21 protein-coding genes are annotated in these 21,938 nt (G+C 68.9%); 14 read left to right on the top strand and 7 right to left on the bottom strand.

The annotated features are described in order from the left end of the window. Positions 1 to 94 precede the first annotated feature (94 nt). The 3 genes from DAT35_RS19615 (at position 95) to DAT35_RS19625 (ending at position 2,379) form a co-directional block, all read left to right on the top strand. A complete protein-coding gene (locus tag DAT35_RS19615; RefSeq protein WP_108068590.1) occupies positions 95 to 526 on the top strand; it encodes a MarR family winged helix-turn-helix transcriptional regulator in 432 nt (143 codons plus the stop codon). A gap of 74 nt (positions 527 to 600) precedes the next feature. Then, positions 601 to 1,332 (top strand): SDR family NAD(P)-dependent oxidoreductase, encoded by a 732-nt coding sequence (locus DAT35_RS19620; protein ID WP_108068591.1) that lies wholly within the window; start codon positions 601 to 603, stop codon positions 1,330 to 1,332. A 156-nt stretch (positions 1,333 to 1,488) separates the two neighbouring features. Next, positions 1,489 to 2,379, top strand: coding sequence for an aldo/keto reductase (locus tag DAT35_RS19625; protein ID WP_108068592.1), 891 nt, complete (start codon positions 1,489 to 1,491; stop codon positions 2,377 to 2,379). 130 nt (positions 2,380 to 2,509) lie between these two features. On the opposite strand, the gene DAT35_RS59025 is transcribed toward DAT35_RS19625, so the two are convergent. Beyond that, positions 2,510 to 3,184: a lectin-like protein gene (locus tag DAT35_RS59025; RefSeq protein ID WP_158501790.1), complete on the bottom strand. Its 675-nt coding sequence runs from the start codon at positions 3,182 to 3,184 to the stop codon at positions 2,510 to 2,512. A gap of 428 nt (positions 3,185 to 3,612) precedes the next feature. Here DAT35_RS59025 and DAT35_RS19635 point away from each other — a divergent pair, with 428 nt between their 5' ends. After that, on the top strand, positions 3,613 to 4,638 hold the full coding sequence (locus DAT35_RS19635; protein ID WP_108068594.1) for a hypothetical protein: 1,026 nt from the start codon (positions 3,613 to 3,615) through the stop codon (positions 4,636 to 4,638). A gap of 39 nt (positions 4,639 to 4,677) precedes the next feature. Here DAT35_RS19635 and DAT35_RS19640 read toward each other — a convergent pair whose 3' ends face one another. Then, entirely contained in the window at positions 4,678 to 5,043 is a 366-nt protein-coding gene (locus DAT35_RS19640) for a helix-turn-helix domain-containing protein (protein WP_108068595.1), read from the bottom strand. A gap of 124 nt (positions 5,044 to 5,167) precedes the next feature. Between DAT35_RS19640 and DAT35_RS19645 the strand changes: the two genes are divergently transcribed. Then, positions 5,168 to 5,593 (top strand): DoxX family protein, encoded by a 426-nt coding sequence (locus DAT35_RS19645; RefSeq protein ID WP_108068596.1) that lies wholly within the window; start codon positions 5,168 to 5,170, stop codon positions 5,591 to 5,593. Positions 5,594 to 5,618: 25 nt separating this feature from the next. Here the strand turns inward: DAT35_RS19645 and DAT35_RS19650 are convergent, their stop codons facing one another. Next, on the bottom strand, positions 5,619 to 6,686 hold the full coding sequence (locus DAT35_RS19650) for a M35 family metallo-endopeptidase (RefSeq protein ID WP_233261578.1): 1,068 nt from the start codon (positions 6,684 to 6,686) through the stop codon (positions 5,619 to 5,621). Between the two features lie 252 nt (positions 6,687 to 6,938). On the opposite strand from DAT35_RS19650, the gene DAT35_RS19655 reads away from it, so the two are divergent. The 7 genes from DAT35_RS19655 to pdeM all read left to right on the top strand — a co-directional run bounded on the left by DAT35_RS19655 (position 6,939) and on the right by pdeM (position 14,510). Beyond that, positions 6,939 to 7,133 carry a hypothetical protein gene (locus tag DAT35_RS19655; protein ID WP_108068598.1) on the top strand — a complete coding sequence of 65 codons (195 nt, stop codon included), beginning with the start codon at positions 6,939 to 6,941 and terminating at the stop codon, positions 7,131 to 7,133. After that, positions 7,120 to 8,088: an Ig-like domain-containing protein gene (locus tag DAT35_RS19660; protein ID WP_233261579.1), complete on the top strand. Its 969-nt coding sequence runs from the start codon at positions 7,120 to 7,122 to the stop codon at positions 8,086 to 8,088. The genes DAT35_RS19655 and DAT35_RS19660 overlap by 14 nt, the downstream gene beginning before the upstream one ends. A gap of 71 nt (positions 8,089 to 8,159) precedes the next feature. After that, positions 8,160 to 8,711: an alpha/beta hydrolase gene (locus tag DAT35_RS19665; protein WP_108068897.1), complete on the top strand. Its 552-nt coding sequence runs from the start codon at positions 8,160 to 8,162 to the stop codon at positions 8,709 to 8,711. A 105-nt stretch (positions 8,712 to 8,816) separates the two neighbouring features. Continuing rightward, positions 8,817 to 9,842, top strand: a complete 1,026-nt coding sequence (locus DAT35_RS19670; protein WP_108068599.1) for a ligase-associated DNA damage response exonuclease — start codon at positions 8,817 to 8,819, stop codon at positions 9,840 to 9,842. Between the two features lie 3 nt (positions 9,843 to 9,845). Next, positions 9,846 to 11,441 (top strand): ATP-dependent DNA ligase, encoded by a 1,596-nt coding sequence (locus DAT35_RS19675; RefSeq protein ID WP_108068600.1) that lies wholly within the window; start codon positions 9,846 to 9,848, stop codon positions 11,439 to 11,441. Then, positions 11,428 to 13,857, top strand: a complete 2,430-nt coding sequence (locus tag DAT35_RS19680) for a ligase-associated DNA damage response DEXH box helicase (protein WP_108068601.1) — start codon at positions 11,428 to 11,430, stop codon at positions 13,855 to 13,857. Before DAT35_RS19675 ends, DAT35_RS19680 begins: the two co-directional genes overlap by 14 nt. Then, entirely contained in the window at positions 13,827 to 14,510 is a 684-nt protein-coding gene (gene pdeM / locus DAT35_RS19685; protein WP_108068602.1) for a ligase-associated DNA damage response endonuclease PdeM, read from the top strand. The genes DAT35_RS19680 and pdeM overlap by 31 nt, the downstream gene beginning before the upstream one ends. 25 nt (positions 14,511 to 14,535) lie before the next feature. Here the strand turns inward: pdeM and DAT35_RS19690 are convergent, their stop codons facing one another. Beyond that, on the bottom strand, positions 14,536 to 15,918 hold the full coding sequence (locus DAT35_RS19690) for a cytochrome P450 (protein ID WP_108068603.1): 1,383 nt from the start codon (positions 15,916 to 15,918) through the stop codon (positions 14,536 to 14,538). A 33-nt stretch (positions 15,919 to 15,951) separates the two neighbouring features. After that, positions 15,952 to 17,610: a methyl-accepting chemotaxis protein gene (locus tag DAT35_RS19695; RefSeq protein WP_108068604.1), complete on the bottom strand. Its 1,659-nt coding sequence runs from the start codon at positions 17,608 to 17,610 to the stop codon at positions 15,952 to 15,954. 111 nt (positions 17,611 to 17,721) lie between these two features. Between DAT35_RS19695 and DAT35_RS19700 the strand changes: the two genes are divergently transcribed. Further along, the gene (locus DAT35_RS19700; protein WP_108068605.1) at positions 17,722 to 18,498 is read left to right on the top strand and encodes a LytTR family DNA-binding domain-containing protein; all 777 of its coding nucleotides are present in this window, start codon (positions 17,722 to 17,724) and stop codon (positions 18,496 to 18,498) included. Positions 18,499 to 18,539: 41 nt separating this feature from the next. Next, the gene (locus DAT35_RS19705) at positions 18,540 to 19,148 is read left to right on the top strand and encodes an RDD family protein (protein WP_233261581.1); all 609 of its coding nucleotides are present in this window, start codon (positions 18,540 to 18,542) and stop codon (positions 19,146 to 19,148) included. A gap of 108 nt (positions 19,149 to 19,256) precedes the next feature. Here the strand turns inward: DAT35_RS19705 and DAT35_RS19710 are convergent, their stop codons facing one another. Next, complete coding sequence (locus DAT35_RS19710) at positions 19,257 to 20,348, bottom strand: diguanylate cyclase domain-containing protein (RefSeq protein WP_146209787.1); 1,092 nt, start codon at positions 20,346 to 20,348, stop codon at positions 19,257 to 19,259. A 96-nt stretch (positions 20,349 to 20,444) separates the two neighbouring features. Further along, positions 20,445 to 21,929, bottom strand: coding sequence for a glutamate--cysteine ligase (locus DAT35_RS19715; protein ID WP_108068607.1), 1,485 nt, complete (start codon positions 21,927 to 21,929; stop codon positions 20,445 to 20,447). Between the last annotated feature and the right edge of the window lie 9 nt (positions 21,930 to 21,938).

Here is a 21,938-nt window from a genome sequence, read left to right on the forward strand (position 1 = left end):
TCTCCCGCCTTGGGCTCGGGCCGTACGAGCGCAGAACCCGCCTGCCCGGCCCGAGCGCCTTGACAAAGTGCATATGCACACTTAGATACATCCCATGAGCAGAACACCCGCCCGCCTCGACACCTGCAACGCCTTCGCCCTTCGCCAGGCGACGCGTCATGTGTCGCAGCTCTATGAGCAGCACCTGGCCAAGGCGGGCCTGACCGGCAACCAGTTCTCGATCCTCGGCCACCTCGTCACCAACGGCGACCTGACCATGGCCCAGCTTGCCGAGCTGCTGGTCATGGACCGCACCACCCTGGTACGGGCCCTGGGACCTATGAAGCGCGACGGCCTCGTGGTCCACCGCCCTCGCGAAAAGGGGACGCGCCAACTGCTGCTCGGCCTCTCCGACGCCGGAAAGGCGCGCTTCCAGCAGGCCCTGCCCCATTGGGCCGCCGCCCAGGCGGCCTTCGAGGCTCGGATCGGCGCCGACGCCGCCCTGGCCATGCGCCGCCAGCTCCTCGCCCTCACCGACTCCGTCTGACCCCCGGCCGCCCTCGTGCGGCCCGTTCTTCAACCCGAAAAGTGCATATGCACACCAAACCGAGGACATCTCCCATGAACATCAAAGGCTCCATTGCCCTGGTCACCGGCGCCAACCGTGGTATCGGCCGCACCTATGTGAAGGCCCTGCTCGACCGAGGCGCCGCCAAGGTCTACGCCGCCGCTCGCGACACGGCCTCGCTCGCCGACCTGGCCGCCGACCCGCGCGTCGTCCCCCTGGCCCTTGATGTCACCAACGCCGCCCAGATCGCCGCCGCCGCCAGGACCGCCTCCGACGTCACCCTGCTGGTCAACAACGCTGGTGTCGCCAACGGCGGCGACCTGCTGCGCGCCGACGTGGTCCAGGCCGCCCGCCAGGAGATGGAGGTCAACTACCTGGCGCCCCTCGCCCTGGCCCAGGCCTTCGCGCCAGCCCTGGCCGCGGCCGGTGGCGGCGGGGTGATCAACGTCCTGTCCTTCCTGTCCCTGGCCGCGCCGCGAGGGTCGGTGACCTATTCAGCCTCCAAGGCCGCCAGCTTGTTCATGACCCGCGGCCTGCGCGCCTTCCTGGCCGGCCAGGGCACGCGCGTGGTCGCCACCATGCCGGTGCAGGTGGAGACCGACATGGGCCGCAACCTGCCCGAGCCTCGTCTGACCCCCGAGGAGGTGGTGGCCGAGAGCCTCGACTCCCTGGAGAACGGCGTCGACGAGCACTTCCCCGGAGAGCTGTCTCGCCGCGCCCACACCGCCTTTACCGCCGACCCCAAGGGCTTCCAGGCCCGGTTCCTGGCCGGCGGCGCGCAATAGCCACTGCCTGCTCTCCTCTCGGGACACTCGTCCCTTCCCCCAGAAGCGGTCCTCTGAGCAGGCGTGGGTACGGGTCATGGGAGATTCCGCTCCTCACGCCAGCGAGGGCCAGCAGTACGTTACGGCTTGAGCTTCCACACCAGCAGGGAACGACACATGGCAGAGACGAACGCGAAGGCAAGCGGCACATTCAAGATTGGCGGTGACCTGGAGGTGAACCGGCTGGGGTTCGGCGCGATGCGCATCACCGGCAAGGGCATCTGGGGACCGCCGGAGGACCCCGCGGAGGCCCGGAGGACCGTCAAGCGAGTCCCCGAGCTGGGCATCAACCTCATCGACACGGCGGACAGCTACGGGCCCTACGTGAGCGAGGAAATCCTCGCGGAGGTGCTGGCGCCCTACCCCAAGGGAATGGTCATCGCCACGAAGGGAGGCCTCACCCGCCATGGGCCCGACAAGTGGCCCCCACTCTGTCGGCCCGAGTACCTGCGTCAGTGCGTGTTGATGAGCCTGCGCCGGCTGAAGCAGGAGCGCATCGACCTGTGGCAGCTGCACCGCATCGACGCGAAGGTGCCGCGCGATGAACAGTTCGGCGTCATGGCGGACATGCAGCGCGAGGGCCTCATCCGCCACCTGGGTCTGAGCGAGGTGAACGTCGAGGAGATCAAAGCCGCCGGCCGCTTCTTCAAGGTGACGACGGTGCAGAACCTCTACAACCTGGCGAACCGGCAGAGCGAGGCGGTGCTCGACTACTGCGCCGCGAATGGCATCGGGTTCATCCCGTGGTTCCCGCTGGCCGCGGGAGGCCTCTCGGCGCCGGGGGGACTGCTCGACACCGTCGCGAAGAAGCTCTCGGCCACGCCGTCGCAGGTGGCGCTCGCGTGGGTGCTCCAGCGCAGCCCGGTCATGCTCCCCATCCCGGGCACGGGCAAGGTGAGACACCTCGAGGAGAACACCGCGGCCGCCGGCCTCACGCTCTCGGACGAGGACTTCCGCGCGCTCGATGCCCAGGGGCGCGAGGCGTGGCAGCAGGCTCAGCGGAAGTGAAATGAGGGCGCCGGGGTCCGCGCTGAACAGGAGCTTCGGATAGCGAGAGGCCCGCAGGGCCGCATGCGCCCGCTCCAGGTGAGCGGGGCGCAACACCGACCTCGCAGACGCGGGGACCCGAGCTCCCCGCTCAGGGACCGTTGGCGCAGGCATTGTGCTGCACGTCGTAGTGCTGACCGGCGGGGCAGGTGCAGTGGTAGACCGAGTCGGTGCCCAGGGAGCACGAGGAGCCACCGGCGCACCGCAGGGGCGGGAAGGCGAACTCGCACACGTAGGGGCTGACCTGCGAGCAGGCCACGTCATCCCAGTAGCCGGTGGTGTACATGCGGGCGCAGTCCTGGAAGTCGTTCTCCACACCGTCCATGTCGTTGGGCTCGCCCGAGCTCCAGTTGAAGTAGGTGGCGGAGTTGCCCTCGGGGGTCTGCCAACCCGCAGAGGTGGACGACTGCCCGCTGGCCTGCTTGAGGCCGATGTACGTCAGGTCCGTCCCGATGATGGAGTAGATGGCGGAGTTGCTGGCGGAGTTGAAGGGCACGGCGAGCCGGCCGCCCATGGCCGTGCAGTCCGCCTTGGCGTTCGCCCAGGTCATACCGGTGGAGTAGCGGTGGTACACGATGCCACCTGCGGTGGTCTGGGCCGCGGGCACCGGAGCGCACTGGTCGGGAGCGAGGGCCGCCTGTTGCGTCTGGAGCTCGGAGGCGGAGTCCGAGGCCTCCGGAAGACCGCCACAGCCACTCCAGAGGAGCGCCGCGAGACCCATCATCATGGGGCGAGACACGACCGTGGACGTGCGGACATTGCGCATGACAGGCATTCCTTGCGATAGGGGTGGGACGGCTCCACGCGGGGAAATGAGGAACGAGAGCCGCCGTGCCCACCGCTCAGCTGAGTGAACTGAGCGGGAGCACATCGACTTGGACCCGTGAGGGGTAAATCCGGGCAACGGGCCTTTTTCTTTTTCGCCTGGATACACGTCCTCCCCCGCGCCGCCCACGCAACAGGAGAGGCGCGCATCCGCGCGGGTGATGACTCCGGACACCAGGTGGTGAATGCCGTCATCACGCCGCGTGACGCTGGGTGAAGCCGGGTGACGGGAGTGCTCGTCCCAAGTGACTGATTTCCCGAGAAAAGGCGGCGCAGTCCTTCGAGGGAAGAGGGAGCGGGGCGTTGGCATGCGTCCTGCTCCGCGCTGCTCACACTCACACTCCACTACTCGGCCTCACGGAGTCGGAAATGTCCATCTCATCCGCCAACCGCACGCCCTTCTTCGCGCCCCTCTCGAGCACCTCCAACTGCAAGCCAGTCTCCGCTCCGGCCGAGAGCGTGGAGAGAACCGCCGGGCCGCAGCCTCAGAACGGCCTGTGGCAGAAGCTCCTGTCCGACTCCTTCGAGCAGGGCCCGAGCAAGCTGGGCGGCGCCTTGGGCTCCGGCAAGATGGAGCAGCTGCCGCAGGTGCTCGGCGAGCTCACGCAGCTGATGAATGCCCTGGAGACGATGCTGCAGGGGGGCCAGGGCGGCGTCCCGGCCGAGGGGCCGCAGGACCTCGCGTCCCAGGGGGTGCTGGCGTCCAACGCCGCGCCCACGGCCCAGAGCCCGGCTCCCGCCCCGAGCAAGTCCATCAGCCCGGACAACCCGACACCATCCACACGCTCCAGTGACGCGGGCCCAGGGTTTGGCGCGCCATCCGCCGGGTCCACCGAACAGGTGAATCCGAGCGAGCCGTGGTTGGCCAAGAACAACGTCGGCTCGCCCTACAACAGCAACATGCAGCTCATCGAGCCGAGCCAGAAGAGCCAGTTCAAGTACACCAACACGTTCGTCAACAATACGAACCAGCCGCAGACCATCACGCTCTGGAACAAGACGGGAGAGAACGGCGGTCCGAACGACGGGCAGCACTTCGACAAGAGCACGCCGAAGACTTTCACGCTGCAGCCCGGCCAGTCGCAGCTCGTGGCGTTCGACAGCAATAGCAGTGTGGCGTGGTGCGCGTCGAAGGACGGCTCGGCGAAGCCGGGCGCGAACTTCGGTCAAACCTGGGGAGAAGCAACGTTCGCGAACGCCGGCACGGGCTGGAGCGGTTATGACACCAGCCAGATCAGCCCAGCGGGCCACCAGGGCAACATGTCCATCAAGAACGAGGCCACGGGCCACACCGTGACGGAGGCCAACGCCTGGCAGACGCCCTCGGACAACCCCGCCGGCCGCGATGTGGGCGTCCCCGCCGGCCCACTGAATCTGACCACGACCTTCAGTTGATGGGCGCGCGAGCCGCGCTCTCCTGCCACGTGGGCGCGTTCACTTCGACCTGGCGGCGCGTTGGAAGGCCTCGCGGGCGCGCTGGATCTCCGGCCTGTGGCGTTGCGCCCAGGTCGCGAGCTCGGTCACCGGCTCCAGCAGCGTTCGTCCGAGCCGCGTGAGCTCGTAGTCCACGCGCGGCGGAATCGTCGGGTAGACGGTCCGCGTCACCAGCCCGTCACGCTCGAGGCCGCGCAGCGTGAGGGTCAGCATGCGCTGCGAAATCCCCTCGATGGCTCGTTTGAGGTCGCTGAAGCGCATCGTGCCTTCACCGAGGTTGACGATGACCATCACACTCCACTTGTCCCCGACGAGGCTCAGGATCTCTCGCGTCGCGACGCAGTCGTCGTCGAAGCTCCTGGTCATCTTTCCGTTCCCTAGTGACTTCAATGTGCCTCCTTGTCTGGCGTCCGCACGGTATGCAAAAGAGCCAAGGTCACCATCCGTAACCAGGCACATCAAGGTAACAAACAAGACCACGAGGGATGCCATGACTCTTTCGATCGGCGTTGGTGCGAGACCGTCCAAAGCTCTTCCCGCCAGCCTGTGGGTCGTCCAGGCGCTCCTGGGCGTCGTCTTCACCGGCACGGGCCTCTGGAAGCTCTCGACTCCGATCCCGGAGCTCGCCGCGATGATCCCGTGGGCAGGACAGGTTCCGGCAGCATTCCTGTACGCGACGGCTGTGAGCGATCTGTGCGGCGGGATCGGCATCGTCCTCCCCTCGCTCACGCGCATCAAGCCGGGCTTGACCGTCCTCGCCGCGCTGGGCTGCGCGGCGCTCCAGGTCTGCGCGATCGTCTTCCACGTCTCGCGCGGAGAGGCCGCGAATACCCCCTTCAACTTCCTGCTCGTCGCGCTCGCGCTCTTCGTCTTCTGGGGGCGACGGTACCGAGCCCCCATCCAGCCTCGGGCTTGACAGACGCTGGGGCTGGCACCCGACCTCATCTCCACTCCGCGAGGTACTCGTGGCTGTCCGCGTTGTCTCGCGCGAGGGCGGGATTCGCGGTCGCCAGCTTCTTGCAGTCGCTCTGTCCAAAGGCCCAATCATTCGTGCCGCCCAGGACGGTGAAGTGGCTCATCTCGTGGATGAGGATGCCGCCCATGGAGTCCGTGCCCGTCATCGGCCGGGCCCAGAAGCCATTGCACACGAAGATGCGGTACGGCCTGTCCGGATACACGTAGGAGTACGCATCATCGTCTGTACAGGTGCAGTCGATGACGACCTGCTTGGAGTCAAAGGCTGACTTGATGGCGGTGAAGTGCGACCTGACGGCGTTCACACTGGCCGTGTTGACCGTGCCGAACCAGGTCGTGAAGCGCGGGACCGGAATCAGGTTGGGGTCCAACATGTAGACGTAGGCGTCATTGGCCATGCTCCGCGCGGTGGAGTACGCGGTGCTGAGCGTGGAAGCGGGGCGCTCGGTGCAGCCCTCCGTGGACAGCTCTTGCGCGGTGACGGTGCCGGAATCTCGCGCCCCCGGACCGACGAACGGCCTGCCCTCGATGTCGATACTCAGATTGTCCGAGCGGAGCTGGGAGGCACCGCCGGTCCCCTCGTCGGCGGGATGCCAGGCGGAGTCATAGCGGATGCTGTATCGGCCCGTGCGGGACAGGTCATAGAAGGAGTCCAGGTCCACGGTGTACGAGACGCTCTCGCCCGACCCCAACCGAAGGTAGGCGGTCTCCTGGGTCGGAGCCCACTTGTAGAGACGCCCCTTGTACTGCGCCCTCGCGCCGTCCACCGTCACCACGAACAGGTCTCCCCTGAGGCCGTCCACCGGCGTGCGCCTCTTCAGCAAGCGCACCGCGTCCGAAGACACGTTGGCCAGAGTCACCGTCACCCGCACCGCCTCGCTCGCCGCCAGCGACACGCGGGGCACCGACAGGGTCACCACCACGTCGCCCGCGACCGCGTCCCGCGCCCCCTCGACCAACGCGGGTGCCTCTCCGCCCTGCTCACCCCATCCGCCACAGGCCCCCAACAACCCCACACTGACGACCGCACTCATCCACCGGTTCAAGCGACCACAAGCGCTGAGGCTCATCGTAGGCTTTCCTTTCAGGAACATGCGTGAAGCAAGATTTCACGGATGCGAGACAGCCTTCATCCTTGTCGCGGGCGGCTGTCTCGCCATGATGCCTATATCGATTTCCGATGAGCCCCGTCCAGGACTCGCGTTTTCCGCTCACTTGAACTTTCCTTCCAAGCAGTGCCATCGCGTGGCAACGCCTGGACTGTCTCCATCCACTAGGATGAGAGCATGCTCACACCTCGTGCTTGCCTGGTCCTCCTGGGCCTCCTGGCGTCTCCCGTGCTGGCGGAAGTGCCCACGGGCTTCCAGGAGACTCGCTACCCCTCCTCTGCGCTGACCCCTGCCACGGGGCTGGCCTGGGCGCCGGATGGCTCGGGACGGCTCTTCATCCTCAACAAGGACGGCCACGTTGACGGAGGATGAGGGCGGGAGCGCCTCGTTCTCGGTGGCGCTCTCCAAGAACCCCGGTCAGCGCGTGAACGTCACGGTGGCTCGAACGGCAGGGGACACGGACGTCACGGTGTCGAGTGGCGAAACCCTGACCTTCACTGCGTCCAACTGGAGCACCCCGCAGTCCGTCACCGTGTCGGCCGCGGAGGATGCGGACTACGTCACGGACACGGCCACGATCACCGTGGCCGCGCCGGGAGCGGATGCCCGAACAGTGGCAGTCACCGTGCGGGACAATGAAGCTCGGGCTCCGACGATCTTCTCTTCTCCTGTCACCACCGCGGTGGTGGGCGTCCCGTATCGCTATGAGGTGGTGGCCAATGGGGTGCCAGCCCCCTCGTTCTCGCTGACGAACAGCGTGCCGGGCCCGACCATCGATGCGAGCAGCGGAGTGCTCGTCTGGACGCCGCAGGCGGTGGGCACGGTGGACCTGTCGGTGAGCGCGAGCAACGGGGTGAGTCCGGACGCCGTGCAATCCTTCCAGGTGGCCGTGAAGGCGGACGAGCCTCCTCGTGCGGTGCTCACGCGTCCCACGGAAGGGGAGCGGGTCTCGGGAGCGACGGCGGAGTTCTTCGGGGACTGCCAGGACGACGTGGGCTGCACGAAGGCGGAGTTCTACGTGGACGGCGTGCTGGAGAGCACGGACTCGCAGACCTCCGGGCACTACTCCTATGGCGGGGAGCCCAACCGCTGGGACACGACGTCCCTGAGGCCCGGGGCCCATCAGGTCCGCATGGTGATCTACGACACCGCGGGTCAGAGCGCGGCGGCCGAGGTCAAGGTGTGCGTAGGGGATGGAGCGTGTGTCACTCCCGAGCCGCCTGTGGAGGGTTCGGAAGGCTGCGGGTGTGGCGCGAGCCCGGGAGGAGCGCTCGCGTGGCTTGGGCTGGTGTTGGTGCTGCGGCGCCGGCGCGCGCACGGCGGCTGAGTTGGAGCGTCGCGGGCCGGCCCCGTGTTGAAGGGATGCGACAGCCTCACGGCTACGCTACAACCCACCGCATGCACAAGAAGGCCATCATCTTCCATGGCACAGACGGCCGGCCCGACGTTTGTTGGTACCCCTGGCTCGGCGAACGGTTGAAGTCCCGGGGGTATCACGTCGAGATACCCCACTATCCGAGCCTCAACCACGAGCCGATAGAGACCTTCTTGCCCAAAATCTTGTCCAACCATGTCTTTGATGAAGACACGGTGCTCGTAGGGCATTCAGGGGGCGCAGCGCTGTTACTCAGTATTCTCGAGCGTATTGAGACCCGGGTATCACAAGCCATCCTGGTGGCCGGGTATGCAACGGAGCCGAACACCCACCCGGAACCTGTCCTGCAGCCAGGCTATGATTGGGAAAAGATCAAAGCGCACGTGCAGGACCTGTATTTTGTCAATTCCATCAATGACCCCTACGGCTGCGACGACAAGCAAGGCCGCATGATGTTCAACCATCTTGGGGGCACGTTGATCATTCGCGATGAGGGCCATTTCGGGTCGGCTGATCAGGATTACCCGACGTTCGAGCTCCTGGATCAGCTCATCCACCGGAGTGGACAACCCTGACCCCAGCCCAGGGTTCGCCTGAGAAGCAGGCAGGAGGGCATGCGCCCGCGAGCGGGCCCGGTCCGTAGCCTCACCATCCCATGACCGTTATCGGAGAGGGCCCGGATGAACCTCTCCCTCTCTCTCGACAGGCCGCCGCTCGTGACGGTGACTCCCGATGGGCTCTACTGCCCGGCCGGGGGCTTCCACATCGACCCGTGGCGACCCGTGGCCCGTGCTCTCATCACCCATGCCCACGGCGACCACGCCCGGTGGGGAAGCGAGCGCTACCTCGGCGCCAGTCCCTCCGCGGATCTGTTGCGCAAGCGCCTGGGCCCGGACGCGAACATCTCCACGCTCGGCTACGGCGAGCGCCTGTCGCTCGGCGAGGTGACGGTCAGCTTCCACCCCGCGGGCCACGTGCTGGGCAGCGCTCAAATCCGCATCGAGCACCATGGCGAGGTGTGGGTGGTGTCCGGTGACTACAAGCGCGACCCGGACCCGACGTGCGCTCCCTTCGAGCCCGTCCGCTGCGACACCTTCATCACCGAGGCCACCTTCGGGCTGCCCATCTACCGCTGGGATGACACGCGGCTCGTCGCCGCCGAGGTGCTGCGCTGGTGGGACTCCAACCGAGAGGCGGGCCGGGCCTCGGTGCTCTTCTGCTACGCGCTGGGCAAGGCCCAGCGGATCCTCGCCGAGCTCGCCCGGCTCACCGACCGCGTGGTGCTCGTGCACGGTGCCACCCATGCACTCGTGGAGAGCTACCGCGAGGCCGGCGTGTCCATGCTCCCCACCCGCCCCGTGGCCGAGCTGGAGAAGGGCACTTCCTACGCCGGGGCGCTCGTGCTCGCTCCGCCCAGCGCCGCCGGCTCCACGTGGATGCGCCGCTTCGGTGAGTATGAGACGGGCTTCGCCTCGGGGTGGATGCGCGTGCGCGGCAACCGGCGCCGCCGCGGCCATGACCGGGGCTTCGTCCTCTCCGACCACGCGGACTGGCCGGGCCTCCTGCGCACCGCGAAGGAGACGGGTGCCTCGCGCATCCTCGTCACCCATGGCTCCAGCGAGACGCTCGCGCGCTACCTGCGCGAGCACCTCGGCCTCGATGCGGCGCCTCTCTCCACTCCCTTCGAGGGCGAGACGGAGGACTGACCCATGCGACGGCTCGCGGACCTCTATGACGCGCTCGACTCCACCACCTCCACCAACGCCAAGGTGGAAGCGATGGTGGCCTACTTCCGCGACACGCCACCCGAGGACGCCGCGTGGGGCCTGTTCTTCCTCACCGGCCGCCGTCTCAAGCGGCTCGTGGCTCCCAAGGCCCTCCGCCAATGGATTCGCGAACTGACCGGCACCCCCGAGTGGCTCTTCGACGAGTCCTACGCCGTGGTGGGCGACCTCGCCGAGGTCATCGCCCTGCTGCTCGACCAGAACGAGCGCCCCCGGGAGCCCGAGGAGCTGTCCCTCTCGCGCTGGTTGGAGGAGCGCCTGTTGCCGCTCGCCGGACTCTCCCTCCCCGAGCAGCGCGAGCGCGTCACCGGCTGGTGGCACGTGCTCCCCCGCCGCGAACTGTTCCTCTTCAACAAGATGCTCACCGGGGAGCTGCGCGTCGGCGTCTCCGACACGCTCGTCGTCCGCGCGCTGGCGCAGTACACCGGGCTGCCTCCGGCCGCCGTGTCCCACCGGCTCATGGGCATCTGGGCTCCCTCGCGCGCCTTCTTCGAGCAGCTCGTCACGCCGGACGTCTCCGATGGCGACCGTTCGCGTCCCTATCCGTTCTATCTGGCCAGCCCGCTGGAGCAGCCCGTGGAGCAGCTCGGCGAGCGGGAGGACTGGCTCGCCGAGTGGAAGTGGGACGGCATCCGCGGCCAGCTCATCCGCCGCCAGGGCGGCGTCTACTTGTGGAGCCGGGGCGAGGAGCTCCTCACCGAGCGCTTCCCGGAGATCGCCGAGGCCGCCGCCAGCCTCCCCGATGGCACCGTGCTCGATGGCGAGGTGCTCGCCTACGCCGAGGGGCAGCCGCTGCCCTTCAGCCGGCTCCAGCGCCGCATCGGCCGGCAGAAGCTCACGCCCAAGGTGCTCGCCGAGGCCCCCGCCGCCTTCATGGCGTACGACCTGCTCGAGCAGGACGGGCAGGACCTTCGTGCGCTCCCGCTGCGCGAGCGCCGCGCCCGGATGGAGGTGTTGCTTCGCGACCGGCCGCTGTTCCCCGTGTCACCCGCCATCGAGGCGCCCACCTGGGAGGCCCTCGCCGAGGTCCGGTGCGAGTCCCGCTCGCGCAACGTCGAGGGATTCATGCTCAAGCGGCTCGAGTCCTCCTATCAGCACGGGCGCAAGCGCGGGGACTGGTGGAAGTGGAAGATCGACCCGTTCACCGTGGATGCCATCCTGCTCTACGCGAACCCGGGGCACGGACGGCGGGCCTCGCTCTACACGGACTACACCTTCGCCGTGTGGAATGGCGAGGAGCTGCTGCCCATCGCCAAGGCGTACTCGGGGCTGACGGACGAGGAGATTGGCAGGCTCGACCGGTGGATCCGCGCGCACACCCGGGAGAAGTTCGGGCCGGTCCGCTCCGTGGACCCCGTGCAGGTGTTCGAGCTCCACTTCGAGGGCATCGCCTCGTCTCCCCGGCACAAGTCGGGCATCGCCTTGCGGTTCCCCCGGATTGCCCGGTGGCGCTCAGACAAGACGCCGCGTGACGCGGACTCGCTCGAGCGGTTGAAGGAGTTGCTCCATGCCTCCGCGTAGGCTCCATTCCTGGTTCAAAGCGCAGGGGTGGGAGCCGTTTCCCTTCCAGCTCCAGGCCTGGGAGGCGTACGCGAACGGGCGGAGTGGGCTGATTCATGTCCCCACAGGCGCCGGGAAGACCTACGCCGCCTATCTCGGGCCCCTCGCGGAGGTCGCGCAGCATCGGCGCAAGGGATTGCAGATCCTCTACATCACGCCCCTGCGCGCCGTCTCCCGCGACATCGAGCTCGCCTTGAATGCGCCGCTGTCCGCGCTCGACGCCGGCATCACCGTGGAGAGCCGCACGGGAGATACCTCCGCATCCATCCGCCGCCGCCAGCGCGAGCGGCTCCCCGAAGTCCTCATCACCACCCCCGAGTCCCTCTCTCTCCTGCTGTGCAACGAGCGCGCGCAGGAGCTCTTCTCCTCCCTGCGCTGCATCATCGTCGACGAGTGGCATGAGCTCCTCGGCTCCAAGCGAGGCACCCAGGTGGAGCTCGCCCTCGCCCGGCTGCGCCGCTTCGCTCCCAGCGCTCGCACGTGGGCCCTCTCCGCCACCCTCGCCAACCTCGACGAGGCCGCTCGCGCCGCCGTGGGTCCCCACGTCACCCCCACCTTCATCCGCGCCGGACTCGCGCGCCCCGTCCACGTCGAGACCCTCCTCCCAGACTCCGTCGACGCCTTCCCGTGGGCCGGACACCTCGGCTTCTCCATGCTGCGCAAGGTGTCCGACTGGCTCGACCCCGAGCGCTCCACCCTCTTCTTCACCAACACGCGCTCCCAGGCCGAGCGCTGGTACGAGGGCCTGCGTTTCCTCCACCCCGAGTGGGAGGATGTCCTCGCCCTCCACCACGGCTCCATCGACCGCGAGGCCCGTGAGCGCGTGGAGCGGGGCCTCAAGGACGGTGGCGTGCGACTCGTCGTCTGTACGTCCTCGCTGGACCTCGGAGTGGACTTCGGCCCCGTGGAGCGCGTGGTGCAGGTGGGCAGCCCCAAGGGCATCGCCCGGACCCTCCAGCGCGCCGGCCGCAGTGCCCACCGCCCCGGCGAGACCGCGCACCTCCTCTTCGTCCCCACCCATGCCCTCGAGCTGGTGGAGATGGCCGCCGCCCGCGAGGCGCTCGCTCACGGAGAGGTGGAGCCCCGCGCACCCTTGCGCCAGCCGCTCGACGTGCTCGCCCAGCACCTCGTCACCTGCGCACTCGGCGGCGGCTTCACCCGCGACGCCCTGCTCTCCGAGGTGCGTGACACGCTCGCCTACCGCGACCTCTCCGAGGAGGACTTCGACCGCACCCTCCTGCTCGTGACGGAGGGCGGCCCCACGCTGCGCGCCTACCCGCAGTTCCGCCGCGTCCAGCGGCTCGAGGACAGGTACGTGGTGACGGATGCGCGCGTGGCCCGGCTCCACCGCCTCAACGTGGGCACCATCGCCTCGGACGCCACCGTGGAGCTACGCTACTTGAAGGGTGGCCGGCTCGGCACGGTGGAGGAGTCCTTCGTGAGCCGCCTGCGCCCCGGCGACACCTTCCTCTTCGCGGGCAAGCGGCTCGAGTTCCGCATGCTCAAGGACCTCACCGCCTACGTGAAGGTGGCCCGGGAGCGCGCCTCGGCCACGCCTCGCTGGAGCGGCGGACGGCTGCCCCTCTCCGGCTCTCTCGCCGCCGCGATGCGCCGCGCCTTCCACTCGGTGCGCGAGGGCCACCTCGACACCCGGGAGCTCGAAGCGGCCCGTCCCGTGCTGGAAGCCCAGGCGCGGCTGTCCCGGCTGCCCTCGCGCGACGCCTGCCTCGCCGAGCTGTGCCACACCCGCGAGGGCCACCACCTCTTCCTCTACCCCTTCGAGGGCCGCCTGGTGCACGAGGGACTCGCCGCGCTGCTCGCCCTGCGCCTCACGCGTCTCCAGAAGGCCACCTTCAGCCTCGCGGTGAACGACTACGGCCTGGAGCTGCTCACCCCCTCGCCCTTCCCCTTCGAGGAGGCGCTGCGTCCCGCGCTCTTCACCCGCGAACGGCTGGTGGAGGACATCCTCGAGAGCGTCAACCTCAGCGAGCTGGCCCGGCGCCAGTTCCGCGACGTGGCTCGCGTGGCGGGGTTGGTGATGCCGGGGCTGCCCGGCGCTCGCAAGTCCACCCGCCAGGTGCAGGCCAGCGCGGGCCTCCTCTATGATGTCTTCGCCCGCTACGAGCCGGACCATCTGCTGCTGGCCCAGGCGCGGCGCGAGGTGCTGGAGCAGCACTTCGAGCAGGCGCGGCTCGTGAGCACGCTGGAGCGCCTGGAGCGCTCGCCGCTGGAATGTGTCCACGTCCCACGGCCCACGCCGCTGGGCTTCCCGCTCGTCATCGAGCGCATCGGCGCCACCCTCTCCAACGAGTCCCTGTTGGACCGGGTGGAGCGCATGAAGGAGAAATGGCTGCGCGAGGACTCCCTGTCCGCCTAGGCGGCACCGACGTGGAGCTGCGTCCCGAGCGCGCCCTCCATTGGCCTGGAGGCGGCGTGCTCGCGGTGGCGGACCTGCACTGGGGCAAGCCGGAGAGCTTCCACCAGCACGGCATCCCCCTGCCCCCCGAGGTGCTGGAGGAGGACCTCGCCCGCCTCTCCGCCGCGCTGCGCGCCACCGGGGCCCGCAGGCTGCTGCTGGTGGGAGACCTCATCCACTCACGCCGGGGCCTTACGCCCGAGGTGGTGGAGCGCGTGGCCGCGTGGCGTGAGAGCCACGACGTGGAGATGGTGTTGGTGCGAGGCAACCACGACCGGCACCTGGACGCGCTGCCCTCCGCGTGGCGGATGACCCTGGTGGAGCCCCACCTCGACGAGGGCCCCTTCCGCTTCGCCCACCACCCGGAGCCCGCCGAGGGGCGCTACGTCTGGGCCGGCCACCTTCACCCCACCGTGCGGCTCACCAGCGGAGCGGATCGGCTGCGACTGCCCTGCTTCCACCTGGGCGCCGGAGTGGGCGTGCTGCCCGCCTTCAGCGCCTTCACCGGCGGCATGGACATGCGCCCACGCTCGGGCGAGCGCCTCTTCGCCATCGCCGGGGACTCCGTGGTGGAGGTGTCCCCCCCGAGCTCGTCCCGCCGGGCCCGGGGTTGAACGTCCCGGGCCCTCGGCGCATCTCCTACCGCGCCTTCAGGTGCACCCACACACCGCCCTGCGCGCGGAGGGTCGTGCCGAGGCGCACCTGGACCTTCCGTCCCGGAACGGCCTCCACCTGGTAGCGCTGAGCGATGCGGGCGAGGATGAGCTGGCCCTCCATCATGGAGAACTCCTTGCCGATGCACTGCCTCTGGCCGACACCGAAGGGCAGCCACGCCAGCTTGTGCCGCCCCTCGGAGCGCTCCGGCGTGAAGCGGTCCGGATCGAAGCGCTCTGGCTCTTCCCAGAGGCCCGGGTGGTGGTGGAACAGATGCATGAAGACCGCCACCGTCTTCCCCCCCGGAATCCGGTAGCCATCAATCTCATCCTCCTCCACCGACTCGCGGGGAACCCAAAACGCGGGCGAGTACAACCGGAGCGCCTCCTGAAGCACGTTCCGGGTGTGGGTGAGCTGGCGCAGGTCGGCGAAGCCGGGCACCCGCTGGCCGAGCACCCCCTCCACCTCCGTCCACAGCCTCTGAGCGTGCTCCGGATGCCGGGTCAGGAGATGGAAGGCCCAGGCCAGACCCACCGCGGTGGTCTCGTGCCCGGCGACGAAGAGTGCCGCGACCTCGTCCCGAAGCTGCGCGGGGGACATCCGCTCACCCGTCTCCTCATCGACCGCATGCAGCAGCAGGGAGAGCAGGTTGTCCTCCCCGGCGCCCTGCTGTCCCCGTTTGATGACCCGGTCGGTGCTCTCATCGAGGTACCGGAGACTCTCCCGGTAGCGGGCCCTGCCCGGGAACGGCACCCATTCCGGCAGGGACTTCGTCACCATCCCCAGCAACACGTAGTTCATGATGTCGACTGCGGCCTGCCCCACGCGCTCGGCCTCGCCCGCTCCCAACTCGCCGCCGAATATCGTGCGGACCAACACGTTCAGGGCCATGTGGGAGAAGGCCTGGGCGATGTCGAACGGCTCACCCGTCCTCGCCGCTGGCGCCCACCACCGCTCCAGGCTCTCGTCGACGGCCTCCACCATCGTCCGCGTCAGCGCGACCAGCCGCTGGTGGTGGAACGCGGGTTGAATCAGGCGGCGCTGCTGCTTCCAGAGCGCCCCCTCGCTCGCCGGCAGCCCGTTGCCCATGAAGGTCCGGAATGACTCCCAGATGGCCCCTTTCTTGGCGTAGTTGCGCATGTGGTCCACCAGGACATGCTGGGCATGCCGGGGATGGCACAGGATGACGGCGTCGGAGAACCCCAGGTCCACGGTGAAGACGTCGCCGTGCCGCCGCTGGGCCGTCACCAGGAAATCGAAAGGGTCCTTCAACAGTCCGGGCAACGCACCGGCGAGAGGAAGGCCCGACACCTTCGGTGGCAATGCGCGTGTCGGCGGATTCACAGCTGTGGAACCGCTACGGCTCATGGCTGTCCCCCAATCGGATGAGGCCCGGAGCGCTCAGGTGCCCGTGCCTCGTGAACGCGCCAGCCTATCGTGGGAACCGGCTCCCATGCCCGCGACGAGCCCGGGAGCCGCCAGCGAGAGGGACCGCTGGCCACGCAACGGCACGGTGGATGACTCATCGTCCGCGCTCACCCGGAAGAACGCCACGAGTTGCCGCAGCGTCTCGGCCTGCGCGGCCACCTCCTCCGCTGTTGCCGAGAGTTCCTCGGCCACCGTCGCGCTCTTCTGGGCCACCTGGTCCACCTGCCGCATCGCCTGGTCGATCTGCATCACCGCCTGGGACTCACCGGAGCACTCGATCGCCACCTCATGGGCGAGTGTGGCGGTCTGTCGGATGGACGGCTCCAGCTCATCGAGGAGCGCCACGGACCGTTCGGCGACCTTCATGCTGGAGTCCGCCAGGCCCAGAATCTCCCGAGCGGACATCCGGCTGCGCTCGGCCAGCTTGCGCACCTCGGCGGCCACCACGGCGAAGCCCCGGCCGTTCTCTCCCGCCCGCGCCGCCTCGATGGCGGCATTGAGCGCCAGCATGTGCGTCTGGTAGGCGATCTCGTCGATGATGGAGATCTTCTCGACGATCGTCTTCATCGCGCCCACCGCCTCTCCCACGGCCCTGCCACTCTCCTCGGCGTCCTTCACGCCGCGCAGCGCCATCAGCGCCATCCGCTGGCTGTTGCTCGCGGTTCGCTCGATGGAGGCGCGCATCTGGGACAGGCTCACGGTGGACTCCTCGAACGAGGAGGCCTGTTCGCGCGTGCCCATCGACAAGCCCTGGGAGGACCCCGAGAGCTGGCTGGCGGCCGACGCGAGGCCCTGGGAGCCGGTGCGGATCTCCCCGATGATGCGCGAGAGGTAGCTCAGCATCTCGCGCGTGGCGCCCATCAACACGCCCACCTCGTCCTTCGATGTGACCTCGACGTGTTGGACCAGGTTGCCCTGGGAGATTTCGGTCAGCACCCCCGAGGCCGTCCGCAGCGAGCCAACCACGGAGCGCACGGTGGTCCGGCCCAGCACGCCGAGCACGGCGAGCGAGACGAGCAGCACCCCGAGCGTCCAGGACACCAGTTGTTCGCTGGAATGGGCCGTGGTGGACACGAGCGCCTGGACGTGGTCGCGCTGCTCGTCCTCCGCCTTCTGGAAGAGCTGGGCGGCACGGATGAACGACTGGTCCATCATCGCCATCTGCTGTCCGGCCCGGGTGGTGGCGGACTCGATGGCGGCGCGTTTCCTGGCTCGCTTCGCCACGTCCCGCTCCCGAGCGGCGGCCAGGACCGCGCGGGCATGCGCGGTCATGTCCGCGACCTCCTTCGTCACCGGTACCAGGACCTGCCCCAGCTCCGGGTCGGAGGACGCGAGCGCCAGCGTGAGCTTCTGGAAGTGGAGCGTGAACTCCCGCTCGTACTGGTCGAACTTCGCCTGCTCGCCTTCCGCGTCCCAGTTCTGGAGCACGTTGTTGCCAGGCGTGTCGAGTTGCTGGAGCAGGTGGCCGCCCTCATCGAGCAGCTCGGCCAGCACCAACTGTTCGGAGACAGCCGCGTTGCTGCGCTGGATGAGGCGGCTCATCCAGTACATCGACCCCCAGAGAGCGACGAGCAGGCCTGTCGCCAGCGACAGCAAGAGCCACAGCTTCAGCTGGATGGAAAACGTCCTCATGGTGTGTCCCCCGTTCACATGCGCTCGAGCGCGAGCATAGGAACCGGGCGCAACGGCTCGCACGCGGGCTTCCCATGGAGCGTTGACTGTCCCTCGCCTACACTTGGGGCCGTGAACCCCACCCTGCGCATCCTCATCGCCGACGATGAGCTCGTGGCCCGCAAGCGCCTCACGCGGCTGCTGGCGGCCTTCCCCGACGTCACCGTGTGCGGAGAGGCCGCCGATGGCGAGGCCGTGCTCGAGCAGGTGCGGGCCGGTGGCGTGGACGTGGTGCTGCTCGACATCCACATGCCCGGGCTCAGTGGCATGGACGCGCTCGCGCTGCTTCCCGCGGGAGGCCCCCAGGTCATCTTCGTCACCGCCCACGCCGACCATGCGGTGGAGGCCTTCGAGCACGGTGCGGTGGACTATGTCCTCAAGCCCGTGGAGGCCTCGCGCCTGCAGAAGGCACTGGAGCGGGTGCGCGCCCGGCTCGCGTCCCGGACGCCGGAGCCGGCGAAGGGCCCGGCCACCGAGCAGGCCGCGCGTCCCCTGGCCCGGCTGCCCATCCCCACCCGCCAGGGCATCGTCCTGGTGGACCCGGGCACCATCTCCCACGCCACGCTCGAGGACGAGCTCGTCACCGTCTTCACCACGCAGGGCGACTTCCTCACCGACTTCACCCTGCAGGAGCTGGTGGACCGACTGCCCACCGAGGGCTTCTACCGGGTGCACCGGCGCGCCCTGCTCAACCTCGCCCACGTCACCCGGCTGGAGCCGCTGGAGACGGGCGGCTACCTGGCGCGCACCGCCCGGGGGCACACGGTGGAGGTGAGCCGGCAGTCCGCCCGAGAGCTGCGCCGGATGCTCGGCCTGCGCCGGGGCACCGAGGAGGACCCCGGGGCATGAGCCCTTGAGGCCGCGGGGGCCGGGCTGCGAACATGGGCGGCATGTATCAGCCAGACCCCTCCGTCACCCAACGCCCGGGCGCATCCTGCGCCGAACACGCCGATCGCCCGGCCGTCACCATCTGCGCCCGCTGCGGCAGCTATGCCTGCGACCTGTGCCTCCGAGTGGGGCAGGACCGCCAGGACTACTGCGCCCGCTGCGTCCCGATGCTGCAGCAACTGGCCGAGCCAGGGGCGCGCTTCGTGGCCGTCCTCGTGGACCGTCTCGCCGTGTTCCTCCCCTTCCTGGTCACATCCATTCTCGGCGGCGTGCTGTCGCGAGGAGATGAGGCCGCCATCGTCGGCGTCTTGTCCATCCTGGGGATGCTGGGGAGCCTCGGGGTGCTCGGCTACCAGCTCCACCTGATCTCCACGACGGGCCAGAGCATCGGCAAGCGCATGATGGGCATCCTGGTGGTGCGCACCGACGGCAAGCCGATCGACCTCGGCCGGCTCGTCCTGCTGCGCAACCTGGTGCCGGAGTTCATCAACATGGCCACCTGCGGCCTCTTCGGCATCGTGGATCCGCTCCTCATCTTCACCTCGGAGCGCCGCTGCCTGCACGACCACATCGCGGACACCAAGGTCGTCAAGGTGAACACGGATCGCTGAGGCGTGTGCCCGGGCGGCTCGAGGCCTCGAGCCCGCCCTCTCAGGGAGGGGACCGCATCACTCCCGGTCCCCCCTCTGTCCGCCCGGAGGCCTCCGGGCGGGAAGACGTCACTTGATGGCCAGCATCACCCGGTTGGGGCCGCTCGCCTTGGACGTGCGCAGCGCCTTCTCCGCGGCGGAGATCAGCTCCTGCTCGTTGCGGGCCTGGTCCGGGAAGACGGCCACCGACGCCGTCACCGTCACCTCGCCCGCCACGCCCTCTTCCTCCGGGAACGCCATCTCCTCCACCGCCTTGCGCAGCTTCTCCGCGTATGTGCGGGCCCGCTCCACGTCGGCGTTGCAGAGGATGACCCCGAATACGTCCCAGTCGTACCGGGCGGCAATCTCCGAGGAGTTGTCGCTCCGGGCATGGGTGACGGGGTCCTCCATCATCTCCGTCACCACCTGGGACACCCGGCGCAGCATCTTGTCCCCCTCGGCGTAGCCGCGCGAGAGGTTGAAGCGGCGGAAGCCGTCGATGTCCACGAGCACCAGCGCCAGCTTCTGCTCCCGGCGCCGCGCGCTCAGCAGGCCCGCGCTCAGGGCCTCCTGGAAGTAGCGGTGGTTGTAGAGGCCCGTGAGGCCATCGCGGAACGCCAGCCGCTCGCTCTCGGGGATGAGCGACTGGGACGCCGCGCCCTTGGCATCGGGCTTCTGGGGCTCCACCGTCTTGACGCGGGTGCTCGCGGGCGAGCCCGGTTTACCGGCCGCCGGTTTGGCCGGCCGCAACCCGAGCTGCTCCTTGAGCTCCTGCACCATCTTGTCGCGGATGGCGACCAGGGCGGCATTGTGGACCGCCTGGCCCACGGTGTTCTTCAACTCCTGTTCGGTGAACGGCTTCGTGAGGAAGTGGTTCACCCGCGCTTCATTGATGGCTTTCTGGGCGTCCTCCAACTTCTGGGACGCCGTCACCAGAATGCGCGCGGCATGGGGTTGAAGCTCGGACACACGCTTGAGGAGGTCTACCCCCATCAGGCCGTCCCCGAGGTTTTGATCCGACACGACCGCATGCAGTTGTTCCCGCTGAAGCACTTCGAGCGCTTCTTCAGCGGACCGGGCAAGGAAGACCGTGAAGTCCTTGCTCAGGTAGTACTGCATCAAGGCCAGCATCGTCCGGTTGTCCTCGACGACGAGGACCTTCGCAGCAACAGGCTCACTCACCAGGGCAGACCAACGCAACGAGGGGCATGAAGATGGATGAAGCGTCGCAAAGGTGAGGGCCTGGGGGCAAGTCCTCGAAGCGGGTTGACGACCACTTCAGTCCACTGGCCACTCGTGGACCGGCCTGCCAGACGCGGCGTGGGCCATATAACGCTCCAGCAGGGCCCCCAGTGCGTCCGGCCGGGGCATGTGTGCTTCCAACCGAGCCAACATCTTCCGCTGCCAACGTGCCCCGGTACACTCCGCGCGTAACCGGGCCTGGATAATGGAGAGGAGCCCGTCCGCTTCCCCGGCGTCCACGCCAGCGTCCACCAGGCCCGCCCGGGCCAGGGGCAGCAGGCGCTCCACCAGGGCGGCCGCGGGCACGGGACGGGGCGAGGGCGCGTTGCGCTCGGGCCACAGCAACATCGCGTCGAGGCCCTCCCTGGCCGCGCGCAGGAAGTTGCCCCGGGCACAGGCGAAGGGCAGCCCCGGCAGCAGCGACTCCACCTCGCCACTCAGCCCCAGCGTGAGGCCCAGCAGCAGCGCGCCGTTGGCCAGCATGTCCAGCACCGTGGGGCCCGCGGGCAGCGCGCGCATCTCGATGCGCACGTGGCCGCCTTCGCTCGGGTCGTAGATGGCGCGGTTCCAGCTCCACACGGTGCCCTGGTGCAGCCGCAGCTCGTCCAGCCGCGGCAGGCCTCCCCGGGCCAGACACTCCAGCGGCGCCTCCATCCCCAGCACCGGCAGGAACGGTGGGTAGAGCGCCACCGACTCGGCGAACAACTCCAGCGCACCCTCGCGCGCCCAGCCATGCCCGAAGGTGACGCGCCCGGAGCGCGGAGCCTCCGTCTGGGCCTCGCCCCGGTCGTCCACCGCCTGCCGGAAGAGCGCCACGCGCGTCTCGTCCCACAGCCGCCGCCCCAGCAGGAAGGGCGAGTTGGCGCTCACCGCCAACACCGGCGCCGTCGCGAGCTGACACGCGTTGTACGTCCGCGCGAAGTCCGCCGGGTCCACGCGCAGGTGGTACTGCAGGGACGTGTTGGCGCCCTCCAGCGTCACGTCATCCCACTCCAGGGTGAGCGAGTCCTCTCCTCCGATGAGCACCTTGAGGGACTCGTGGCGCCGGCGGCGGATGGCGGCCGACAGCGCCCGGTAGCGCGCCAGCCCCGTCAGCGCCGCGCTGCCCAGGTCCGCCTCGCGCAGCGTGGGGAGGATGCCCATCACCGCCACCCGGGCTCCCTGCGTGGCCGCCGCGCGCCGCACCTCCGCCAGCGCGCTCTCGAACTCGGAGCGCATCGCCGAGAAGGGCCGCCCCGCGAGGGGCCCATACCGCAGGTTCACCTCGAGGTTGAACCGGTCGATCTCCACCGTCACCCGCGGGTCCATCGTCTGGCCCAGCACCTGCCGGTTCACCGGCAGCGGGTAGCCCGCGGCGTCCACCAGGAACATCTCCAGCTCGGCGCCGATGGTCCGCGGGCCCACGCCGAAGCCTGGCCGCTCCAGCAGGCTCCGGAGCACGTCCAGGCTTTCGGTGAGCCGCTGACTGAAGCGCTCGTACTCTCCGGCCTCGAACGTCTCCTTGAGAATCTGGAGTCCCATGGCGGCACT

This window comes from Vitiosangium sp. GDMCC 1.1324, assembly GCF_003044305.1.
Lineage (GTDB): Bacteria > Myxococcota > Myxococcia > Myxococcales > Myxococcaceae > Archangium.